The sequence below is a fragment of the Salinisphaera sp. SPP-AMP-43 genome (assembly GCF_049568105.1).
Classification (GTDB): Bacteria; Pseudomonadota; Gammaproteobacteria; order Nevskiales; family Salinisphaeraceae; genus Salinisphaera.
This window is the reverse complement of sequence record NZ_CP145335.1, coordinates 3,691,599-3,709,324: the sequence shown is the minus strand read 5'-3', so window position 1 is coordinate 3,709,324 and position 17,726 is coordinate 3,691,599. Positions and strand designations below refer to the sequence as shown.

The window sequence follows — 17,726 nt, the reverse complement described above, 5'->3', positions numbered from 1 at the left end:
GACAGCGCGTGTGGTCGGCTAGACGGTGCGCAGATAGGCGTCGTACTCGGCGACCGGCACGATCGCGCGCAGACGTTCGCGCTCCTGGCGCTTGGCCGCGGCATACCAGCGCTGATATTCGGCGCCGAGATAGTCGGCGATGAAGTCGGAGGCCTCGAACGCCTCGATGGCGCTGCCCCAGGCATCCGGCAGCGAGGCCGCGTGCTGGCTATAGGCATCGCCGACGGTTTGCGCCGGCGGCACCAGCGCCTGGCTCAGGCCGTGTTCCATGCCGGCCAACACCGTGGCCAGCACTAGATACGGATTGGCGTCGGCGCCGGCAACACGATGTTCGAGCCGCGCGGCAGCCGGCTCGGCCAGCGGCAGCCGGACCGCGGTGGTGCGGTTGTCGATACCCCAGGCCGGCGCCAGTGGAGCATGGCTGGCAGCCTGAAAGCGGCGATAGGAGTTGTCATGCGGGGCGAAGATCGCGGTGGCCTCGGCCATGGTCTCGAGCAGCCCGGCCACGCACTGCATGAGCGGCGAGGTTTCGTCCTGGCTGTCCGAAAACACGTTGTGGCCGTTGCCATCGACTAGGCTCACATGCACATGCATGCCATTGCCGGACGAATCGCCGAACGGCTTGGCCATGAAGCTGGCGGCCAAGCCATGACGGCGCGCGCAGGCCTTGATGGTGCGCTTGAGCAGGATGGTCTGGTCGGCAGCCAGCAGGGCATCGCCAACATGCTCGAGATTGATCTCGTACTGGCCTTCGCCCTGCTCGGCGATCAGCGTATCCATCGGCAAACCCTGGGCCGCGCAGGCACGTTCGATATCGCCGAACAGATCGTCCAGCGCATCCAGTTCGTCGATGCCGTACAGCTGCGAACGCCGGCCTGGGCGGGTCGAGCGATGGGTCGGAATCGGCCGGCCGGCGGCATCCGGTTCGGCTTCGAACAGACGAAATTCCAGTTCGGTGGCTACTACCGGCGTCAGCCCGCGCGCGGCGAGCCGATCCAGAACCGAGGCCAGAATCGCCCGTGGATCGCCGGGAAAACGGCTGCCATCCGGCTCGTGCATCATCAGCAACATCTGCGCGGCTGGGCGCGGGCTCCAGGGCATCGGCCGCAGGCTGCCGGCGACCGGATAGCAGGGGCGGTCGGCATCGCCCGAGGCCAGGGCCAAGCCGGTCGCCTCGACCTCCTGGCCCCAGATATCGAGCAGCGGGGTCGATACCGGCAGGTTCAAGCCCTTGCGATAGACCCGATCGAGGCTGGCAGCCGGCAGGCGCTTGCCGCGCACGATGCCGTTGATATCGACGATATAGGCAGCGATGAATTCGAGGTCCGGCGTCGCGTCGATCAGGGCACGCGCGTCGGCCGGCAGATCGGCAGGCGACATAGCGATAGGCTTGTCTATAAAATGTGATCACAAATTAGCAATCGCCCGTCATCCCTGCAATGGGCACGGCCGGTTCGGGCCGGCTTGTTGAGGTGTTTGGCCGGCCTGTGCGGCGCGCTATCCGGCGGCCAGACAAGACGAAATGAACGCGGCGGCAGCGTTTTTCGTGAATGGCGATAATGCAGGATGGCGGCGACGGTGCCTGTCCGTTTCGGGTCGCGCAGGCTGTGCATAACGAGCCACGGCGCCGGGCGGCGTCGTGCGTCTGGGGGCGCCTAGGACGTGTTGAGCGCTCGCCCGAGCGCCGCGTTGCCCCGCAATCGTGGCGTACCACGAGCAAGGCTCGTAACGCGGCCCAACGCAGTTTGGGCGTACCCCTTCGAAACAACAGGCCGTGGCGCGGACGGGTACGAAACCTCGACAGGTCCTAGGGCGCGTCGTCACGAGGCGCGCCGCGGCATGGCGCGATGGGCGGGCGTCCCTGATAGGGCCCCGGCCCTGTGGCGGCCATTCGGCGTTATCGTTCGCTTGCGCATGCCGGGCATGCTTGGCCAATGCTCACGCGGCGCTCGCACGAAACCTCGACAGGCCCTAGCATGAAGGCTTGTCCCGGTTGCCTGCGGAGCCGTTTTGGCGAGCACCGAAATCCCCCCCGATGACACCCAGATTGCGCCCGTCGAGCTCGATGAGTCGGGCATGACGCGCCAGGAATGGGTCTATCGCCAGCTCAAGGAGGCAGTGCTGACCGGCCAGTTCGTACCCGGTCGTAGCGTCACCCTGCGCGGCATTGCCCAAATGCTCGGCACCAGCCCGACGCCGGTGCGCGAGGCACTGCGCCGGCTGGTCGCCGAGCGTGCTCTGGAAGCGCATGGCAATCGGCGCGTAAGCGTGCCGCGGATGACTCCGACCAAGTTGGCGGATCTGTGCGCGGTACGCGCCCATTTGGAGGCATTCGCTGCCGAACGGGCGATGCCGCTGATCGACGATGCGCTGCTCGATCGCCTCTGGCAGCTCGACTCGGACGTCGATGCCGCGATTGATGCCGGCGATATTCGCACCTATCTACAGCGTCACCGGGCGTTTCATTTCGCCTTCTACGACGTCGGCGATGCCTCGGCCGTGATGCCGTTGATCGAGTCGCTGTGGCTGCAGTTCTCGCCGTTTCTGCGCTTAGCGATCCGGCATATCGGCAGCGAATATATCGTCGATCGGCATGCCGAAGCGCTGCGCGCGGTCGCCGCTCGCGATGCTCAGGCGCTGCGGTTTGCGATCGAGGCAGATGTCCGAGAAGGCCTGGGCTCGTTGACCGAGGCCGACTGGCGCAGCCTCGAAGCAGTCAGCTAGAGCGCCACCCGGCTGTCGGTCGGTGGGGCGGCCAGCCTCCGCTGCGCGGTGGGTCGAAGGCGAGTACCAGAATCGGCGGGCGGCGCTGGTGTTGGACCCGTTCGGCGTGCGCAGCCAGTTCGGCCACGGCTGGGCTCGGGCCGGTGCTGTAGCGTCAGCCTGCACTCCGGCTCTAGATCGACATAGCTGGCGACCGTACGGGGATATTTGATTACCCCGTCGACGCACCAGGTCGCGTAGCGAACGCCTTCCTCCTGATCGCGATCGACGGCCCGTGGGGGCGGTCCGACGGCTCCGATTCGAACCCGTTTTGTAGTAGCGCAGTACAGATCGGGTGTTCGACCGGTCGTGCGAGTCGGCCGCTCGGGTGGAGCGGGCCCGCCAAGTGGGCGAATACCGCCTGAATATCGCGCCCATAGTGCAGGCCGAGTGACGAGACGATGCGGTCGTAACCGTAGTCGGCCAGATCCAGGTCTTCGGCAGCCGTCGGCTCCAAGCTCGCCCGCGGGTCGCGGAGGTCGTGGTGGGCTCGGGCGATCATACGGGCCGAGATATCCACGCCTCGATAGCGGGGAACGTCAGCTTCGAGACAGTAGGCGGCGAAGGCACCGCAGCCGCCGCCGATATCCAGAACATGCGGGCCGGCAAGCGGTGGCAGGAGGCTGCGCAAGACCGGTTGTTCTAGGGCGCGTCGTGACAAGGCAAGCCGCCGCACCCCTGGAGCCTGTGGGTGATGCCCGCCCATCGCGCCATGCGGCGTTGCAGGCCATGAACGTGGCCCACTGCGCTCGGCGGGCTGCGCCTTCTGACACGTTGGGCGGGCGTCATGCGCCGATGCGCCCCAAGGACGACATTCACGCCGGACTCGGTCCCGCGTAGCCCCGTATCACCGGCGAAGGACGCCGGATCGTCGTAGATATTCTGTTCCAGGGCCGGTATCGCTCGGCCCGGACTCAGCCGCCCGAGCGCTGCTCGCGATAGGCCCGCGCGGCCTCGCCGAAGGCGCCGAACAAGGCCATCGATACCGGGTTGTCGGCATAGCGCCATTCTGGATGCCATTGAACACCGACCACGAAATCGCGCCCGGGATGACGGATCGCCTCGACCAGACCGTCCGGGGCACGGGCTTCGGCGTTTAGGCTTGGCGCGAGTTCGGCAATGCCCTGGCCATGCAGGGAATTAACCGTGATTTCGGCGGCATCGAGCAGACTGGCCAGCCAGCCGTCGGCACTCAGCTCCAACGGATGTACCGGCGCATAGCGGCTATCGCGGGGTGCGTCGTGGTCGTCGCGATGATCCGATAGACCGGGCACGTCCTGAACGGCGGTATGCAGGGTGCCGCCACAGGCGACATTGAGTTCCTGAAAGCCACGGCAGACCGCGAACACGGGCATGTTCATGGCGAGCGCGGCCTCCAGAAGGGCCAGATTGTTGGCATCGCGCTGCGGGTCGAAGGGGCCGACGCCAGGCGCATCGCTGCCATAGCGCCAGGGTTCCATATTCGAGGGGCTGCCGGTCAGAAACAGCCCGTCCAGGCCGGCAAGCTGGTCGGCCGCGCTGAAATCGTGTTCCAGCGAAGCGAGTTCGGCGCCGGCTGCGCGCGCCGGCAGGACCAGCGGCATGCTTTGTGCCGCATGCGCCACGGCCGCCAGATATTTCTCGCCTACCACGTGGCTGGGGTCGGTGCCGATAGTCTTGCAGTCGACGGGCACACCAATACGCGGGCGAGAAAAAGCCATGACAAATCCTAAAAACGAGTGACTGCTAAATTGTGATCACAAAATGCCGGCATCGGTCAACGCAAGCAGTTGGCATCCTCTGTGCAGGAGGCGGGCGTCCGGAACGCCGGCCCCCGGCCGGATAGCATATCCTTACGCCCGTCGTATCCGCGGCGCCATCAGACAGGAGCGAGCATGCATATTGGAGTGCCCCGAGAAATCAAGGATCACGAGTACCGCGTCGGTCTGACGCCCGATAGTGTGCGCGAGCTGGTCAAGCGCGGCCATCGGGTGAGCGTGGAAAGCGGTGCTGGACTCGGCATCGGCTGCGAGGACGTCGAATACCGCGACGCCGGCGCCGAGATTGCCGACAGCGCCGAAGCGGTGTTCGAGGCGGCCCAAATGATCGTCAAGGTCAAAGAGCCGCAGCCGGCCGAGTGCCAGCGGCTGCGTGCCGATCAACTGCTGTTCACCTATCTGCATCTGGCCCCCGACGGTGAGCAGACCGCGGACCTGGTGGCCTCGGGCGCCAGCTGCGTAGCCTACGAAACGATCACCGACGAGCACGGCGGGCTGCCGCTGCTGGCGCCGATGTCGGAGGTCGCCGGGCGGCTGGCCACTCAGGCGGCGGCCCACAGCCTGGAAAAAATCCGTGGCGGGCGCGGTGTGCTCATGGGTGGCGTACCCGGTGTGTCGCCGGCGCGGGTGGTTGTGATCGGCGGCGGTGTGGTTGGCGAGAACGCGATCACTATGGCGCTGGGCCTGGGCGCCGACGTAGTGGTGCTGGATCGCAGCGTGGCTGTACTGCGCCGCTTGGCGGCTCGCTTCGGCCCGTCGCTGCGTACCGTTTATGCCACTGCATCCGGCACCGAGGCCGAAGTGCTGGCGGCCGATGTGGTGATCGGCGCGGTGCTGGTCGCCGGTGCCGAAACACCGAAACTGGTCAGCGCCGAACAGGTCTCGCGTATGCAGACCGGTTCGGTGCTGGTCGATGTAGCGATCGACCAGGGCGGCTGCTTCGAGACCTCGAAGCCGACCACCCATGCCGAGCCGACCTATGTCATTGATGGCGTGGTGCACTACTGTGTCGCGAACATGCCGGGGGCGGTGCCGCGCACCTCGGCCTATGCACTCAACCACGCCACTTTGGGGCATGTGATCGCGCTGGCCGAACGTGGCCTGTCCGCGGCCATGGCCGACGATCGGCATCTACGTAACGGTTTGAATGTGCATGCCGGGCAGGTGACCTGCCGGCCGGTGGCCGAGCGCCACGGCTACGACTATATTGCCCCCGATCAGGCCTTGGCGGGATAAGCGCCCGGCCGCCTCGTTGGCAAGCCCAAGCCGATCCGCCGCGCGGGTCGGCTTTTTTTATGGCATGCAATAGTCCATTCACATCGTGAATGTTGAAGATAGTCTGTATTTTCTATTCATATTCCGCGGCGCCTCCTAGAATTCCAGCTATCGCTATCCGGAAAGTCGTATTTCCAGAAAAAACCGGCTGTGCGATGCTCATTTTTAAGAGGAAGCTCGACCATGTCCGACTATAGGAACGATATCAGTACGATTGGCGCTCTACGGGGACGCTTCGGCGCCTCATGGAATGCGATCAACCCCGAACATGCCGCGCGTCTTCGTGCCCAGAACCGGTTCGCAACGGGGTTGGAGATTGCCCGCTATACCGCGCAGGTCATGCGCAAGGATATGGCAGCCTACGATGCCGATCCGGCAAATTACACCCAGTCGCTGGGCTGCTGGCATGGGTTTATCGGTCAGCAGAAAGCGATCTCGATCAAAAAGCATTTCGGCAGCCTGAAAGGTAAATATCTGTATCTGTCCGGCTGGATGGTCGCCGCACTGCGCAGTGAATTCGGCCCGCTGCCGGATCAGTCGATGCACGAAAAGACCGCCGTGTCAGCCCTGATCGAAGAGCTGTATACCTTTCTCAAGCAGGCCGATGCCTGGGAACTGAATCATTATTTTCGTGATCTCGAGGCGGCCTATGCTGCCGGCGACGAAGTGGCCGCGAAAAAGATCCAGAGCCAGATCGACAATTTCGAAACCCACGTGATCCCGATCATCGCCGATATCGATGCCGGCTTCGGCAACGAGGAGGCGACCTATCTTCTGGCCAAGAAGATGATCGAGGCAGGCGCCTGTGCCATTCAGATCGAAAACCAGGTCTCGGACGTCAAGCAGTGCGGCCATCAGGATGGCAAGGTCACCGTGCCGCATGCCTCCTTCCTGGCCAAGATCAACGCCGTGCGCTATGCGTTCCTGGAACTCGGCGTGGACGACGGCATTATCGTGGCCCGTACCGATAGCCTTGGTGCCGGCCTGACCCAGCAGATCGCGGTCTCCCAGGCGCCAGGCGATTTGGGGGATCTGTACAACAGCTATCTCGACGGCGAGCCGATCAGCGATCCGGCCGAAATCAACGCCAGTGATGTCGTGATCAAGCAGAACGACCGGTTGGTCCGGCTCAAGCGGCTGGCCTCCGGGCTGTTCGAGTTCAAAAAAGGCACGGGCGAGGATCGGGTGGTGCTGGATTGCATCACCAGCCTGAAAAACGGCGCCGATCTGCTGTGGATCGAGACTTCGACGCCCAACGTCGAGCATATCGGCTCGATGGTCCGGCGCATCCGTGAGGCGGTGCCGAATGCGAAGCTGGTCTACAACAACAGCCCATCGTTCAACTGGACGCTGAATTTCCGCCAACAGGTCTATGATGCCTGGGCTGCGGCCGGCGAGGACGTTTCGGCTTACGAACGCGCCCAGCTGATGAGCCCGGAATACGATGCGACCGAGTTGGCGGCCGAGGCCGATCGCTGGACCCGGGAATTCCAGGCCAAGGCCGCCCGCGAGGCTGGCGTGTTCCACCACCTGATTACGTTGCCGACCTATCACACCGCGGCGCTATCGACCGATCAGTTGGCGCGGCATTATTTCGGCGACGACGGCATGCTGGCCTATGTGCGCGATGTCCAGCGGGTCGAGATCCGCGACGGCATCGCTACCGTCAAGCACCAGGATATGGCCGGTTCCAATATCGGCGATGACCACAAGGAATTCTTTGCCCGCGAGAACGCACTGAAAGCGGGCGGCGCGCATAACACCATGAACCAGTTTGGCTAGTCTGGACACGGTGTAGCGCCGCGGCGTCTTCGACCGTCGCGGTTCGGGCGGGGCCTTCCGGGCCCCGTCTTTTTATGCGGCCTAGCTGCATCCGATTCTGGAAACAGCGATCGCCAAGCGCGAGCCTGTGCCTCGATACGCCGATGGGCGTGGTGAGCCTCGACGATCCGTTGGGTCTGTTTCGCAGGCCTGCGCGAGTCAGACACGCTGAAATACGCGCCATTCCGGCGGGGCGGACACGCCTATGGGCCCGCTAGAGCCTTCCGGAGCCCCGGGTTTTTGCAGCTTTTGTGATCATGGGAACGATCCCCGCTATGTGCGCGACTGAGTGAGCCGGGATAGATACCAACGATAAGGCCGGGATTGGCCAAATATTGACGTTGGCGGTCGTTCAGCGTTATGCACTTGAAAGGCGGTCTTGTCGTACTCGATAGCGCCGGCCCGTGCTGCGCCGTATTGATACGCCAACCCCGCTTCGCTCGTCGGCTCGTTAGCGATAAGGTTTTGTTAACAAAACCGAGGGAGGAACCATTGACCGAAATAGCGGCCCCAACCAGCGCCGGCCAGCGTCTCAAAGCGCTCCGGCTAGAGCATAATCTGTCAATTCGCGAACTGGCGCGTCGCAGTGGCATTAGTCATGTCTCGATTTCTTTAATCGAGCGGGATCGGCACAGCCCGTCGATCAGTTCGCTCAAGTCGGTACTTGATGCCCTCGGTACCACGCTCAGCGCGTTCTTTTCCGAGCCGCTGCCCGACGAGGCGCCGGTGGTCTATCGTGCCGGCGAGCTGGTGGAGTTGGCCGATGGCGAGGCGCTATCGTATCGCCAGGTCGGGCGCAATTTGGACGGCTCGGCGATGATGATTCTGCACGAGCGCTATGCCCCCGGCGCCGATACTGGCGACTCGCCTTATCATCACACCGGCGAAGAAGGTGGCGTGGTGGTCGCCGGCCGGCTCGAACTGACCGTCGACGGCGAGGCCCGTATTCTAGAAAAAGGCGATGCCTATTATTTCGACAGCCGCCGCCCGCATGGCATGCGTAATCCGTTCGATGAAGTCTGCGAAGTGGTCAGCGTGGCTTCGCCGCCGACGTTCTAGCCAAGTCGTGCGGGCGGCTTTATGGGCGTCAAGCCATTCTGGCCGGCCCCGGCTTGAGCTGGGACGGCATCACGCGATACAGCTGGCCTGATCAAGTCCGGCCCTCCAGCGCTTTGGCCGCTGTATGGGCGCTGCGTTGACCTCGGCCGGTCGTGTTTGCAAGGCGAGTCGCCCACCGCAGCGTGCTCCAAGCCAGCGTCGCAGGGCGTCCATGCTGGATTCGGCATGGGCGGCCCGCCCGAAAGGCCCGAGCGTGCTGTGTGGCCATTTTAGTATTGCCGTTTTGCTCGCGTCGTACGCCGCCTTCGCTACGTGGCTTCTGGTGGCCGATCGTCATTGTCTGGCAAGCGTTGCGCGCAGAGGCGGGCTAAGCCGTAACCGAGCCCAGTTGGAAGCAGCGCCTGCCGGAAACTCGTTGGCCTGTTAAAAGCTTTGCTGCCACGGGGTTGGCCGTGCAAGCCGGACGCGAATACGGTTATCTTCGGCCCACGTCGCCCGAGCCGCATTTTTAGGAGAATCCTGGTTTGATGCAATCGATTCCGCAGCTGGCCGTTGCGCTGGCACAGAAACAGCCGATCGTCGGCCAGCCAGAGGCCAACCTGGCAATGGTCGAGGCCGAACTGGCCGAGTGCCCCGATGTCGAGTTGATGGTCTGGCCGGAGTTGTTTCTCCCGGGCTATACCACCGAGGGCGCGGCAGCCCTGGCCGAATCGTTGGTTGGCGAGCGTGTAGCTCGGCTGTGTGCGGCTGCCCGAGCCTACGACACCGCGCTAGTGATTGGCTTGGCCGAGCGCTGTGACGACGGCGACATCGCCAATAGCGCGCTGGCGATCGACCGCGATGGGCGGATCGCCGGCTGCTATCGCAAGACCCAGCTGTTTGGCGACGAGGCCAAGGCATTTGCCCCCGGCGACGCACTCGAAATCGTCGAGTTGGCCGGCGTACGCGTTGGGCTGATGATCTGTTTCGATATCGAGTTCCCGGAAATCGCCCGGGCGCTCGCCGCGGGCGGCGCCGAATTGCTGGTGAGCATATCGGCGAATATGCGCCCGTTCGGGCCCGATCACCGGCTCTGCGTACAGGCTCGGGCGCTGGAAAACCGGCGGCCGCATGTCTACGTCAACCAAGTCGGCCAGGGCGAGACTTTTCTGTTTACCGGCGATAGCTGCCATGTCGATACCGCCGGCCGGCTCCGTGCCAGCTGCCCGCCGCATGCCGAGGCTGTGACTATCGCTGCGGTATCGCTGGCGGCCGAAACCGAGACCCGCCCGGACTACCTGGCCCTGCGCCGGCCGCTACCGCGCCTGCGTGGCGGCTTGGAGGGCGATACAGACAGTTAGAAGCCGTTTCATCGCCGCTTTCTGTGTCTGCATTCGCCGCGCACGGTCTGCGATTGGCCGTCGCGTCGTTGGCCCTTGGCCCTGATTCAAAATCAAAAAACGTCGCCGGGCTGGCCCGGTGATACGGCCATTCGGCGCTTCCGCGGGGCGGCATGGAACGAGCTGCGCGATACTTCGAGCCGCAGGCGAGCGTTGAGCGCAGGTGGGCAGGGCGCCTCGCCCGGTCTAGAACAACTCGGCCTGACGCGCCGTCTCGACGCGCGACGGATCGTGGCGGGGTGCTAGCCAGGCTACGATCACGTCGCAGACATAAGCCTGCTCGGCGGCGCTGAGCGCTCGATGCGCGGCAATGCCATGCCATTTCGCCAGACAGTTCCGGCAACAGGTGGCGGTGGCATGCTGGGCAATGAACACCGGGTGATTGCGCATTGGTGTCTGCTTGCCGTCGTTGGGCGGCTCGGCTGGCGCCAGGCGTTCGCTGATGAAGCGCGCGGCGTGCTCGCGAATCACCGCCAGGCCGTGGCGGTCGAGATCGGCCTGTTCACGACTGCCGAGTTTGAATCGACGCCGAAAATCCGATTTCAACAAAGCTTCGAACACGGCATCCAGTGATCGCATGATCAATCCGGCTCAAGGGCATGCACGGCTGCCACGATACGCCGATGCGTGGGCAGGTCCAGACCGAGTTCGGCGGCCCGTTGTAGTAGCCAGCCGTTGATGGCCTCGATTTCGGTGATCGCGCCGGCGTGGATATCGGCGCGCATCGACGACGTGTTGGCAGCGGTGGCCGAGGCCACTTCGGCAACCCGGTCGTAAGAGTCGGCCGGCCAGCCGGGATCGAGCCGGGCCAATACGGCATCGGCTTCGGCAACCAGGGCCTGCATTTCGGTTTGCAGGTCGTCGCGTTCGAGCAAGGCGCCGTTGGGGACGTCGTGCAGGGCGGTCAACGGATTGAGCACGGCGTTGGCGATCAGCTTGCGCCACTGCGGCGGGCGGATATCGTCGGCCCAGGCCAGCATGGGCCAATGGGCGGCCAGGGCATCGAACCAGGCCGGGCGTGGCCCGCCGCCGAAGAACGTAGCGTTTTCGGCAACTACCCGCAGCCGGCCATCGCCGGCGCTCATTACGGCGCTGGCGGTCACGCCTTCGATCAGGCGCTGGCCCGGGGCGAGCAGGCCGTCGAGGCTGCCGAGACCATTCTGCAGGCGAACTACCGTGGCATCGTCGGTCAGCCGGACCCGCGCCAGTGCTGCCGCGGAGTAGGGGGTTTTGCAGGCCACGAGCAGCTGCGAGATCGGTTCGCAGTCTAGGGGCGGTTGGATCGGCAGTTCGAGTGGCCGCTGGCTGATCGCGCTGGCGCTGTCGAACACCAGCTCGATACGGCGCCGATGCGCCGGGCCGGGGCGAACGCCTAGGATCTCGGCGCCAGCCTGTTGCAAATAGTGGGCGGCCAGACTGCCGATACGCCCGGCGCCGATGATATGCCAGCGGCCGAGGCGCTTATCGGCCATTGGGTCGTCTCTTGGTGGGCTCATATGCTGCTGAAAACATGGCAACGTCTCACATCGCGATGGGGGGCGCAGGCGGGCTGCGATCGAGCAGCTGGGCAGCCAACGCCAAAAGTCTATGTATTCTCGTGGCCGCGACAAGGGCATGGTCGTTCGCGGGCGTGGATGTATCCCTGTTCTCGTTCTGGCGCAGGAGGCAATGCAGCGGGCGATATTAGCCGTGGCCCGACCATCGAGGCGTTGGCGGCGCGGGCAGCCCTCGATATCGCATCGAGCCACGAAGACCGGCAGGACAAATAGTCAGGGGACACCCATCGAGGCGTTGGCGGCGCGGGCAGCCCTCGATATCGCATCGAGCCACGAAGACCGGCAGGACAAATAGTCAGGGGACACCATAATGTGAATACGCTGGCCGTTGCGCCTGGCGCGGTAGGTCTGGGCTTGGGATCGGCCGTTGCGATTCGTGGTCACGGCGAGCCTGATCGGTACGGCGCTCAAGATGACGTTGGGCGTATCGCTGCTGCTATGACTGACCGCGGCCGAACGATCGAGCGCGGATGCGCCGTCGCAGTTATCCGTTAGAGCATGTCGAGGTTTCGTCCCAGCGACGTGTTGTCGCCCTAAATCGGGGCCGGCGAGGTGCTGAGCCGCTGGTTCTGGGCCTGCCACGATCAAGGCTCGCCACGCGGCTAGACGCGATTGGGGCGCAACCCTCTGAAACAATGGCTGTTTGGCCGTAATTCTGTGTTGCCGCTCACTGACGCAGCGCCACGACGCTGGATTCGCGGCGCCTTGGCTTGCAGCCCAGCAGGCCTTGGCGCGGACGCGCACGAAACCTCGACACGGCCTAGCGGCTGGCCGATTGATCTCAAGGCGCTGCTAATGGCATCGCTGATCGAGACAGCGCTATTGCAATGGCTGCTCATCGAAGTTCCGCTGGCGCTCGGCGCGCCGCTGGCTTTGAGTGGCCTTGGCTGATCTCAGGCTCGGGCTTTGCAGTGCTGCATCTGCTCAACAATCGGCAGTCGATGTTGGGGCCGGCGTCGCCGGTGGCATCGTATTCGCCTGGGTCTATATCGTATGGCGTCGGGTCAGCGGCAAGCGCGGCGATGTGATGACCGCGCTCTGCCATAGCGTATTCAACGGTATGGCAGGGCTATTCGTCTGGCTAAGCGGCTGACCGCAGGCACGCCTGCGGTCAGCTGCTGGACGCGTGGCGGGCCGGCTACTGGTCTTCGGCGTGGGCCCAGCCGTCCGGTCGGTGGAACTGGCTGGATTCCGACCACTGCGGCCAGATATCGCTGTTCGCCAGCTTGCGGCCGACGGTATAAAACAGTTCCAGATCGGCCTGGGCGCCTTGCCAGTCCCAGTTCGGATCGTATTCGTCTTGGGGCTTGTGGTAGCGGTTGGCCACATAGTCGGCCTTGGCGGCTAGGCCGGCTTTCTTGCCGCCGTCGATCAGGTCGGTGCCGGTCGAGGTGAACAGCAGCGGCACGCCGTGATAGGCGAAGCTGAGCTGGTCGGAACGGAAGTAAAAGCCGTCCTGCGGGGTCGGTTCGGCCGCGACATAGCGATCGTCCTGCTGGGCTGCGGATTTGAGCAACCCGTCCAGGCTCGACTGGCCGGCGCCGACCAGGGTGATGTCGTGACTGGCGCCGTTGACGTTGAGAATATCCATATTAATGCCGCCCACGGTCTTATCCAGCGGATAGACCGGGTGCGCAGCATAGTAGGCCGAGCCCAGCAGGCCGGATTCCTCGGCGGTGGGGGCCATGAACACCAGGCTGCGGTCGGCCGGCCCGGCGGCCACCTGGGCTTCGGCCAGGGCGACGACCCCAGCTACGCCAGAGGCGTTATCGGCGGCGCCGTTGCAGATCGAATCACCATTCACGGCATCGCAGTGGCCGAGATGGTCCCAGTGCGCGCTATAGAACACCGTCTGGTCTGGATGCTCGGTGCCCGGCAGCACGCCGATCACGTTGTGTGAGGTCTTGCGGGCGATATCGTTGTCGAAATCCACCGAGGCCTGCAGATCCAGCGGCACCGCCTTGAAGCCGGGCTTTTGGGCGGCCGCTTCCAAGTCTTCGAAGTTCTTGCCGGCAGCCGCGAATAGTTTTTGAGTCGCGGGCAGCTGCAGCCAGCCGATCACCTGGCTGGCGTCGGCGTGATGGTTGTCGGCGGCGGCCTCCATCTGCGGGCCGGTCCAGGACGATTGCACCACGCCCCAGCCATAGGCGGCCGGTTTGGTCTGGTGCACGATCAGGGCGGCGGCCGCGCCCTGGCGGGCGGCTTCTTCGTATTTATAGGTCCAGCGGCCGTAGTAGGTCATCGCCTTGCCTTCGAACTGGCCTTCGGTATCGTCGTTCTGCCAGTCCGGATCGTTGACCAGGATGATGACGGTCTTGCCCTTGACGTCGACACCGGCATAGTCGTTCCAGCCGAGTTCCGGGGCGTCGATGCCGTAGCCGACGAACACGACGTCGCTGTCGTTCAGGTCGATATGCTTTTGTTCTTGATAGGTGGCGACCACCATATCGTTGCGATAGTCGAAGGACAGTGGCTGACTACCGCCGGTGAACTTCAGCGGCGTCACATTATGGCTGGTGATCTGGACCAGCGGCACTTTCTGGAACCAGGAACCATCGTTGCCCGGTTTCAGGCCGGCCGCTTTGAACTGGTCGCGGATATAGTTGATCGACTTGGTCTCGCCTTCGGTCGTCGGGGCCCGGCCGCCGAAGGCATCGGAGGCCAGTTTCTTGTCGACCCGTTTCAGGGTATCGATCGAAATCGGGCTAGTGGCGCTATCGGTATTATCGGCATTGTCGGCGGCCTGGCCGGGCAGGGCGATGGCCAGGCCGAGACCGGCGACGAAAAAACTGCGGGCGAGATGATTCATTACGAGCGGGTCGATAAACGGTCGGAAAACAAAGGCAAGGTTCGTACCGGGTAGGCCGATCGGCAGCCGTGGTTTAGTGCTTTCGAGCAGCAGCGGTTTGCGGTTCGGCCGCCAGTGTCCGGGCCCGGGCGAGTACGGGGTCGTGCCCGGCGCGTAAATCCGCGGCCGTCGGCACCACTGCTACGTCCGGTTTGACGCCGCCCCCCTCGAACGGCCGACCGTCGCCGAAGAACTCGCGCTTGGCACCGACCCGAAACCCCATGCCGTTATCGAACTGCTGGATGAACGGTTGGCCGGTCGAGCCATAGGTGGTATCGCCGATGATCTTTGCGCGATGGCTTTCCTTGAGTGGGATGAGCAGATCCTCGCAGGACGATGCACAGCCCATGTCGGCCAGTACGATCAGCCGGCCGCGATAGATGGGGTGGTCGGGTTTGTGCAGATGACCTGGCCAGTACAACATTGGGCGGTCGAAATACTCGTGCATGGCATCGGCCATGGCGTCCATTCGGGGGTAGTCCTTGAGCATCGGCGAGCCGGCCAGCTTGCCGTAGGCCGAAAGCAAACCTACCGACATCGCCGAGGCCTCGCCCATGCCGAGGTAGGGTTTGAGCAGCAGTGCATTGACCAGTTTGTTCGGCGTGATGCCGCCGCCGTTACCGCGCACATCGAGCACCAGCACCTTGGCGTCGTGGTGTTTTTTGATGAAAGCGATCGCCTGCGCTTGCTCATCCGGTTGTTCGAAAGATGGGATGCGGTGGTAGTACACACCCGCTGGCCAGTTGATTTGGCTGTCGGTCTCGGCCTTTTTTATGGCCTGTTCTCCCGGCTTCGAGCGGTCGATGGTCTGGCTATCGCCGTTGGCCAAATGCAGGGTGAACCGGCGCGGAAACAGATAGGCACGGGCGAACATCTGGCGTGAGCGCTGGCGTTCGCTGGAGGCGGCGATATAGCGCTTTTTGTCGGCATAGAAGGCATCGATCGGCGTATCGTCGATCGCCGTGATGATCTGGCCCGGCGCAATCCCCGGCCGAGACGAACGCACCACGATCCAGTGGCCGTTGCGATGGGCCACACTCAGCCCGGGCCGGTGCCCGCTGTGCTGGTTGAGCCAGGCATCGCTGAAGCCGGTGTGGCCGTTATGCAGATGGGCGAACAGGGCAAGCGTCGCCATATCGAAATCGCGGCGCTGGCCGGTCTGGGTGATGGCTTCGATATAGCGATCGAAATCGGCGTCGAAGTCTTCGTTCGGGATTGCCTGCCAATGCGCGAAATAAGTGGTGACGGCGTCATGGATCGCGGTCGCGATCTTGATGCGTTCGACCAGCGGTATCTGCGCAGCCTGGGTATCCGAAGACTCGGTTGGCCGTGGCTGGTTGTCAGCGAGTGCCAAGCCGCTGCCAAGTACGGCCAGACATAAAACGACGACAAGACGTTGAACGGCGAAACGCGCCATGATGTCCCCCGGTAACCCCTAAACGAACAACCGGGCGCCAGGGCGCGGCGCACGGTGCATCCCCGCAACTGTTGTATCCTGCATCGGGGCGCTGCACAAGCCGCCACCGGCGTTCAGGCAGCGGCGCAGTGGTACGGCGCGTTTGGTACGGCGCGGTCGGTGGCGCTCGACGCCGCGCTCGGCGCGCCCGTGGGCGACGGGCGCGCCGGATCTAGGCTGGGCGACGCCGGCTAGGCCGCGGCGCGCTCGCCCAGTACGCCCTGCTCGCGGGCCATGGCATAGGCCGCTTGTGGGCCGGTCCATAGCGACGGCAGCAGCACGATCGACACCGGGATCGCGGTGATCACGATGAACTGCTGCAGGGCACTGATCTGGCCGTGGCCCATGGTCAGCAATACCGCCGCCATGGCCGCCATCAGGATGCCCCAGAAGGCTCGCAGGCCGGCCGGCGGATCGTCGCTGCCGGTGTGCACGACGGCGATCGCATAGCTCATCGAGTCGCCGGTGGTGGCGACGAAGATCGAGGTCAGCAACAGGATCGCCAGCGCCATGAACAGGCCGCCGGGCAGGGCCTGGGCGACGGTGAGCGTGGCCACATCGAACTTGAAGGCCGACAACGGTTCGGTGAGATCGAACTGGCCCAGCATTTGGCTATGGATGCCCGAGCCGCCCAGCAGGGTGTACCAGATGGTAGTGGCGATCGGTGCCAGTACCGCTACCGAAACGATCATCTGGCGGATGGTGCGCCCGCGCGAGATCCGCGCCACGAAGATTGCCATCAGCGGGCCGTAGCCGATGAACCAGGCGAAAAAGAAGATCGTCCACCATTTCAGCCAGGATTCGGGGGCGGTCAGCGAGGTCTGAGTGGCCATGGAGAAGAACGAGGCGATGTAGGTGCCCATCGCCTGGCTCCAGGCGTTGATCAGAAACGAGGTCGCGCCGAATACCAGGATCACGGCAGCGATCACCAGCGCCAGGATCACGTTGAACCGGCTCAGCCACTGAATACCACGGGCCAGTCCGGTCACCGCGGAAGTCACGTAGACCAGGCCGAGCACGGCCACGATCGTCAGCTGGGTCGCCAGTCCTGCGGGGGTGCCGATCAGCACGTGCAGACCGTAGCCCACTTGGGTAGCCAGAAAGCCGATCGGGCCGACCGTGCCAGCGACCACTGCGATCACGCAGACCGCATCGATGATGCTGCCGACTGGGCCAGCGATCAGGGTCGGGCCGAGCAGACCGGCCAACAGTTGCCGCGGTTGCAGCGGTTGGCCGCGGTCATAATGGGCTCGGGCCAGCACGATCGCGGTCAGCGAACCGAGAATCGCCCAGGCCAAAAAACCCCAGTGCATGAAGGCCTGAGCCAAGGCTCGCGGCACGGCTTCTTGCGTACCGGGCTGGCCGTCGAAGGCCGGTGGCGTATTGAGAAAGTGATAGACCGGTTCGCCGGCGGCAAAGAATACGCCGCCGCCAGCCAGCAGCGTACACATGATGATCGACAGCCACTGGAAGGTGCTGAAGTCCGGTGTCGTTTCGCGCCCGATGCGGGCCCGGCCGGCGGGGCTGGCGGCCACGGCCAGAGCGATGAAGAACGTCGCCAGCAGCAGCCATTCGAAATAGGGGCCGAGGCGCTGGGCGGTCCAGCTAAAGCCAGCCGAGATCAGATCGGAGACGCCGGACAGATCGATCAGCGACGCTGCCAAAAATAGCAGAACGAAGCCGACCGTCAGGACGAGCGTGAGCTTATCGACCGAGCGATGGCCGGGTTTGGAATCGGGCATGCAGCAGGTATCCGTCGGAAAGTAATCGCGGTGGATTGACGTTCGCGCCGCTGGGCGGCGGGCTTCGGGG

Annotated in this window: 14 protein-coding genes; 6 read left to right on the top strand and 8 right to left on the bottom strand. The window is 64.2% G+C overall.

The window, feature by feature from the left end; translation table 11 throughout:
- Window positions 1-18: 18 nt before the first annotated feature.
- A complete protein-coding gene (locus V5738_RS15960; protein ID WP_423821800.1) occupies window positions 19-1,380 on the bottom strand; it encodes a glutamine synthetase family protein in 1,362 nt (453 codons plus the stop codon).
- A 630-nt stretch (window positions 1,381-2,010) separates the two neighbouring features.
- On the opposite strand from V5738_RS15960, the gene V5738_RS15955 reads away from it, so the two are divergent.
- Complete coding sequence (locus V5738_RS15955; protein WP_423821799.1) at window positions 2,011-2,724, top strand: GntR family transcriptional regulator; 714 nt, start codon at window positions 2,011-2,013, stop codon at window positions 2,722-2,724.
- A gap of 211 nt (window positions 2,725-2,935) precedes the next feature.
- Here the strand turns inward: V5738_RS15955 and V5738_RS15950 are convergent, their stop codons facing one another.
- Window positions 2,936-3,424 carry a class I SAM-dependent methyltransferase gene (locus V5738_RS15950; protein WP_423821798.1) on the bottom strand — a complete coding sequence of 163 codons (489 nt, stop codon included), beginning with the start codon at window positions 3,422-3,424 and terminating at the stop codon, window positions 2,936-2,938.
- Between the two features lie 253 nt (window positions 3,425-3,677).
- Entirely contained in the window at window positions 3,678-4,463 is a 786-nt protein-coding gene (locus V5738_RS15945; RefSeq protein ID WP_423821797.1) for a gamma-glutamyl-gamma-aminobutyrate hydrolase family protein, read from the bottom strand.
- A 174-nt stretch (window positions 4,464-4,637) separates the two neighbouring features.
- Here V5738_RS15945 and ald point away from each other — a divergent pair, with 174 nt between their 5' ends.
- The 4 genes from ald (at window position 4,638) to V5738_RS15925 (ending at window position 10,015) form a co-directional block, all read left to right on the top strand.
- Window positions 4,638-5,756 (top strand): alanine dehydrogenase, encoded by a 1,119-nt coding sequence (ald, locus tag V5738_RS15940; protein ID WP_423821796.1) that lies wholly within the window; start codon window positions 4,638-4,640, stop codon window positions 5,754-5,756.
- Window positions 5,757-5,978: 222 nt separating this feature from the next.
- The gene (locus V5738_RS15935; protein ID WP_423821795.1) at window positions 5,979-7,577 is read left to right on the top strand and encodes an isocitrate lyase; all 1,599 of its coding nucleotides are present in this window, start codon (window positions 5,979-5,981) and stop codon (window positions 7,575-7,577) included.
- Window positions 7,578-8,108: 531 nt separating this feature from the next.
- Complete coding sequence (locus tag V5738_RS15930; RefSeq protein WP_423821794.1) at window positions 8,109-8,675, top strand: cupin domain-containing protein; 567 nt, start codon at window positions 8,109-8,111, stop codon at window positions 8,673-8,675.
- Window positions 8,676-9,202: 527 nt separating this feature from the next.
- Window positions 9,203-10,015 carry a nitrilase-related carbon-nitrogen hydrolase gene (locus V5738_RS15925; protein ID WP_423824194.1) on the top strand — a complete coding sequence of 271 codons (813 nt, stop codon included), beginning with the start codon at window positions 9,203-9,205 and terminating at the stop codon, window positions 10,013-10,015.
- A gap of 225 nt (window positions 10,016-10,240) precedes the next feature.
- Here V5738_RS15925 and V5738_RS15920 read toward each other — a convergent pair whose 3' ends face one another.
- Both V5738_RS15920 and V5738_RS15915 read right to left on the bottom strand, forming a co-directional pair.
- A complete protein-coding gene (locus V5738_RS15920) occupies window positions 10,241-10,633 on the bottom strand; it encodes a DUF4186 domain-containing protein (protein ID WP_423821793.1) in 393 nt (130 codons plus the stop codon).
- A gap of 2 nt (window positions 10,634-10,635) precedes the next feature.
- Window positions 10,636-11,526 (bottom strand): ketopantoate reductase family protein, encoded by an 891-nt coding sequence (locus V5738_RS15915; RefSeq protein ID WP_423821792.1) that lies wholly within the window; start codon window positions 11,524-11,526, stop codon window positions 10,636-10,638.
- Between the two features lie 967 nt (window positions 11,527-12,493).
- Here V5738_RS15915 and V5738_RS15910 point away from each other — a divergent pair.
- The gene (locus V5738_RS15910; protein WP_423821791.1) at window positions 12,494-12,703 is read left to right on the top strand and encodes a hypothetical protein; all 210 of its coding nucleotides are present in this window, start codon (window positions 12,494-12,496) and stop codon (window positions 12,701-12,703) included.
- Window positions 12,704-12,748: 45 nt separating this feature from the next.
- Here V5738_RS15910 and V5738_RS15905 read toward each other — a convergent pair whose 3' ends face one another.
- From V5738_RS15905 to V5738_RS15895, 3 genes are all read right to left on the bottom strand, one after another.
- Window positions 12,749-14,419 (bottom strand): M28 family metallopeptidase, encoded by a 1,671-nt coding sequence (locus tag V5738_RS15905; RefSeq protein ID WP_423821790.1) that lies wholly within the window; start codon window positions 14,417-14,419, stop codon window positions 12,749-12,751.
- Between the two features lie 73 nt (window positions 14,420-14,492).
- Window positions 14,493-15,875 (bottom strand): S41 family peptidase, encoded by a 1,383-nt coding sequence (locus V5738_RS15900; RefSeq protein WP_423821789.1) that lies wholly within the window; start codon window positions 15,873-15,875, stop codon window positions 14,493-14,495.
- A gap of 230 nt (window positions 15,876-16,105) precedes the next feature.
- On the bottom strand, window positions 16,106-17,656 hold the full coding sequence (locus V5738_RS15895) for a BCCT family transporter (RefSeq protein WP_423821788.1): 1,551 nt from the start codon (window positions 17,654-17,656) through the stop codon (window positions 16,106-16,108).
- Between the last annotated feature and the right edge of the window lie 70 nt (window positions 17,657-17,726).

Coding starts and splice junctions, on each gene's coding strand:
- V5738_RS15960 (WP_423821800.1), bottom strand. CDS start 1,380: ATGTCGCCTGCCGATCTGCCGGCCGACGCGCGTGCCCTGATCGACGCG.
- V5738_RS15945 (WP_423821797.1), bottom strand. CDS start 4,463: ATGGCTTTTTCTCGCCCGCGTATTGGTGTGCCCGTCGACTGCAAGACT.
- ald (WP_423821796.1), top strand. CDS start 4,638: ATGCATATTGGAGTGCCCCGAGAAATCAAGGATCACGAGTACCGCGTC.
- V5738_RS15935 (WP_423821795.1), top strand. CDS start 5,979: ATGTCCGACTATAGGAACGATATCAGTACGATTGGCGCTCTACGGGGA.
- V5738_RS15925 (WP_423824194.1), top strand. CDS start 9,203: ATGCAATCGATTCCGCAGCTGGCCGTTGCGCTGGCACAGAAACAGCCG.
- V5738_RS15920 (WP_423821793.1), bottom strand. CDS start 10,633: ATGCGATCACTGGATGCCGTGTTCGAAGCTTTGTTGAAATCGGATTTT.
- V5738_RS15915 (WP_423821792.1), bottom strand. CDS start 11,526: ATGGCCGATAAGCGCCTCGGCCGCTGGCATATCATCGGCGCCGGGCGT.
- V5738_RS15905 (WP_423821790.1), bottom strand. CDS start 14,419: ATGAATCATCTCGCCCGCAGTTTTTTCGTCGCCGGTCTCGGCCTGGCC.
- V5738_RS15900 (WP_423821789.1), bottom strand. CDS start 15,875: ATGGCGCGTTTCGCCGTTCAACGTCTTGTCGTCGTTTTATGTCTGGCC.
- V5738_RS15895 (WP_423821788.1), bottom strand. CDS start 17,656: ATGCCCGATTCCAAACCCGGCCATCGCTCGGTCGATAAGCTCACGCTC.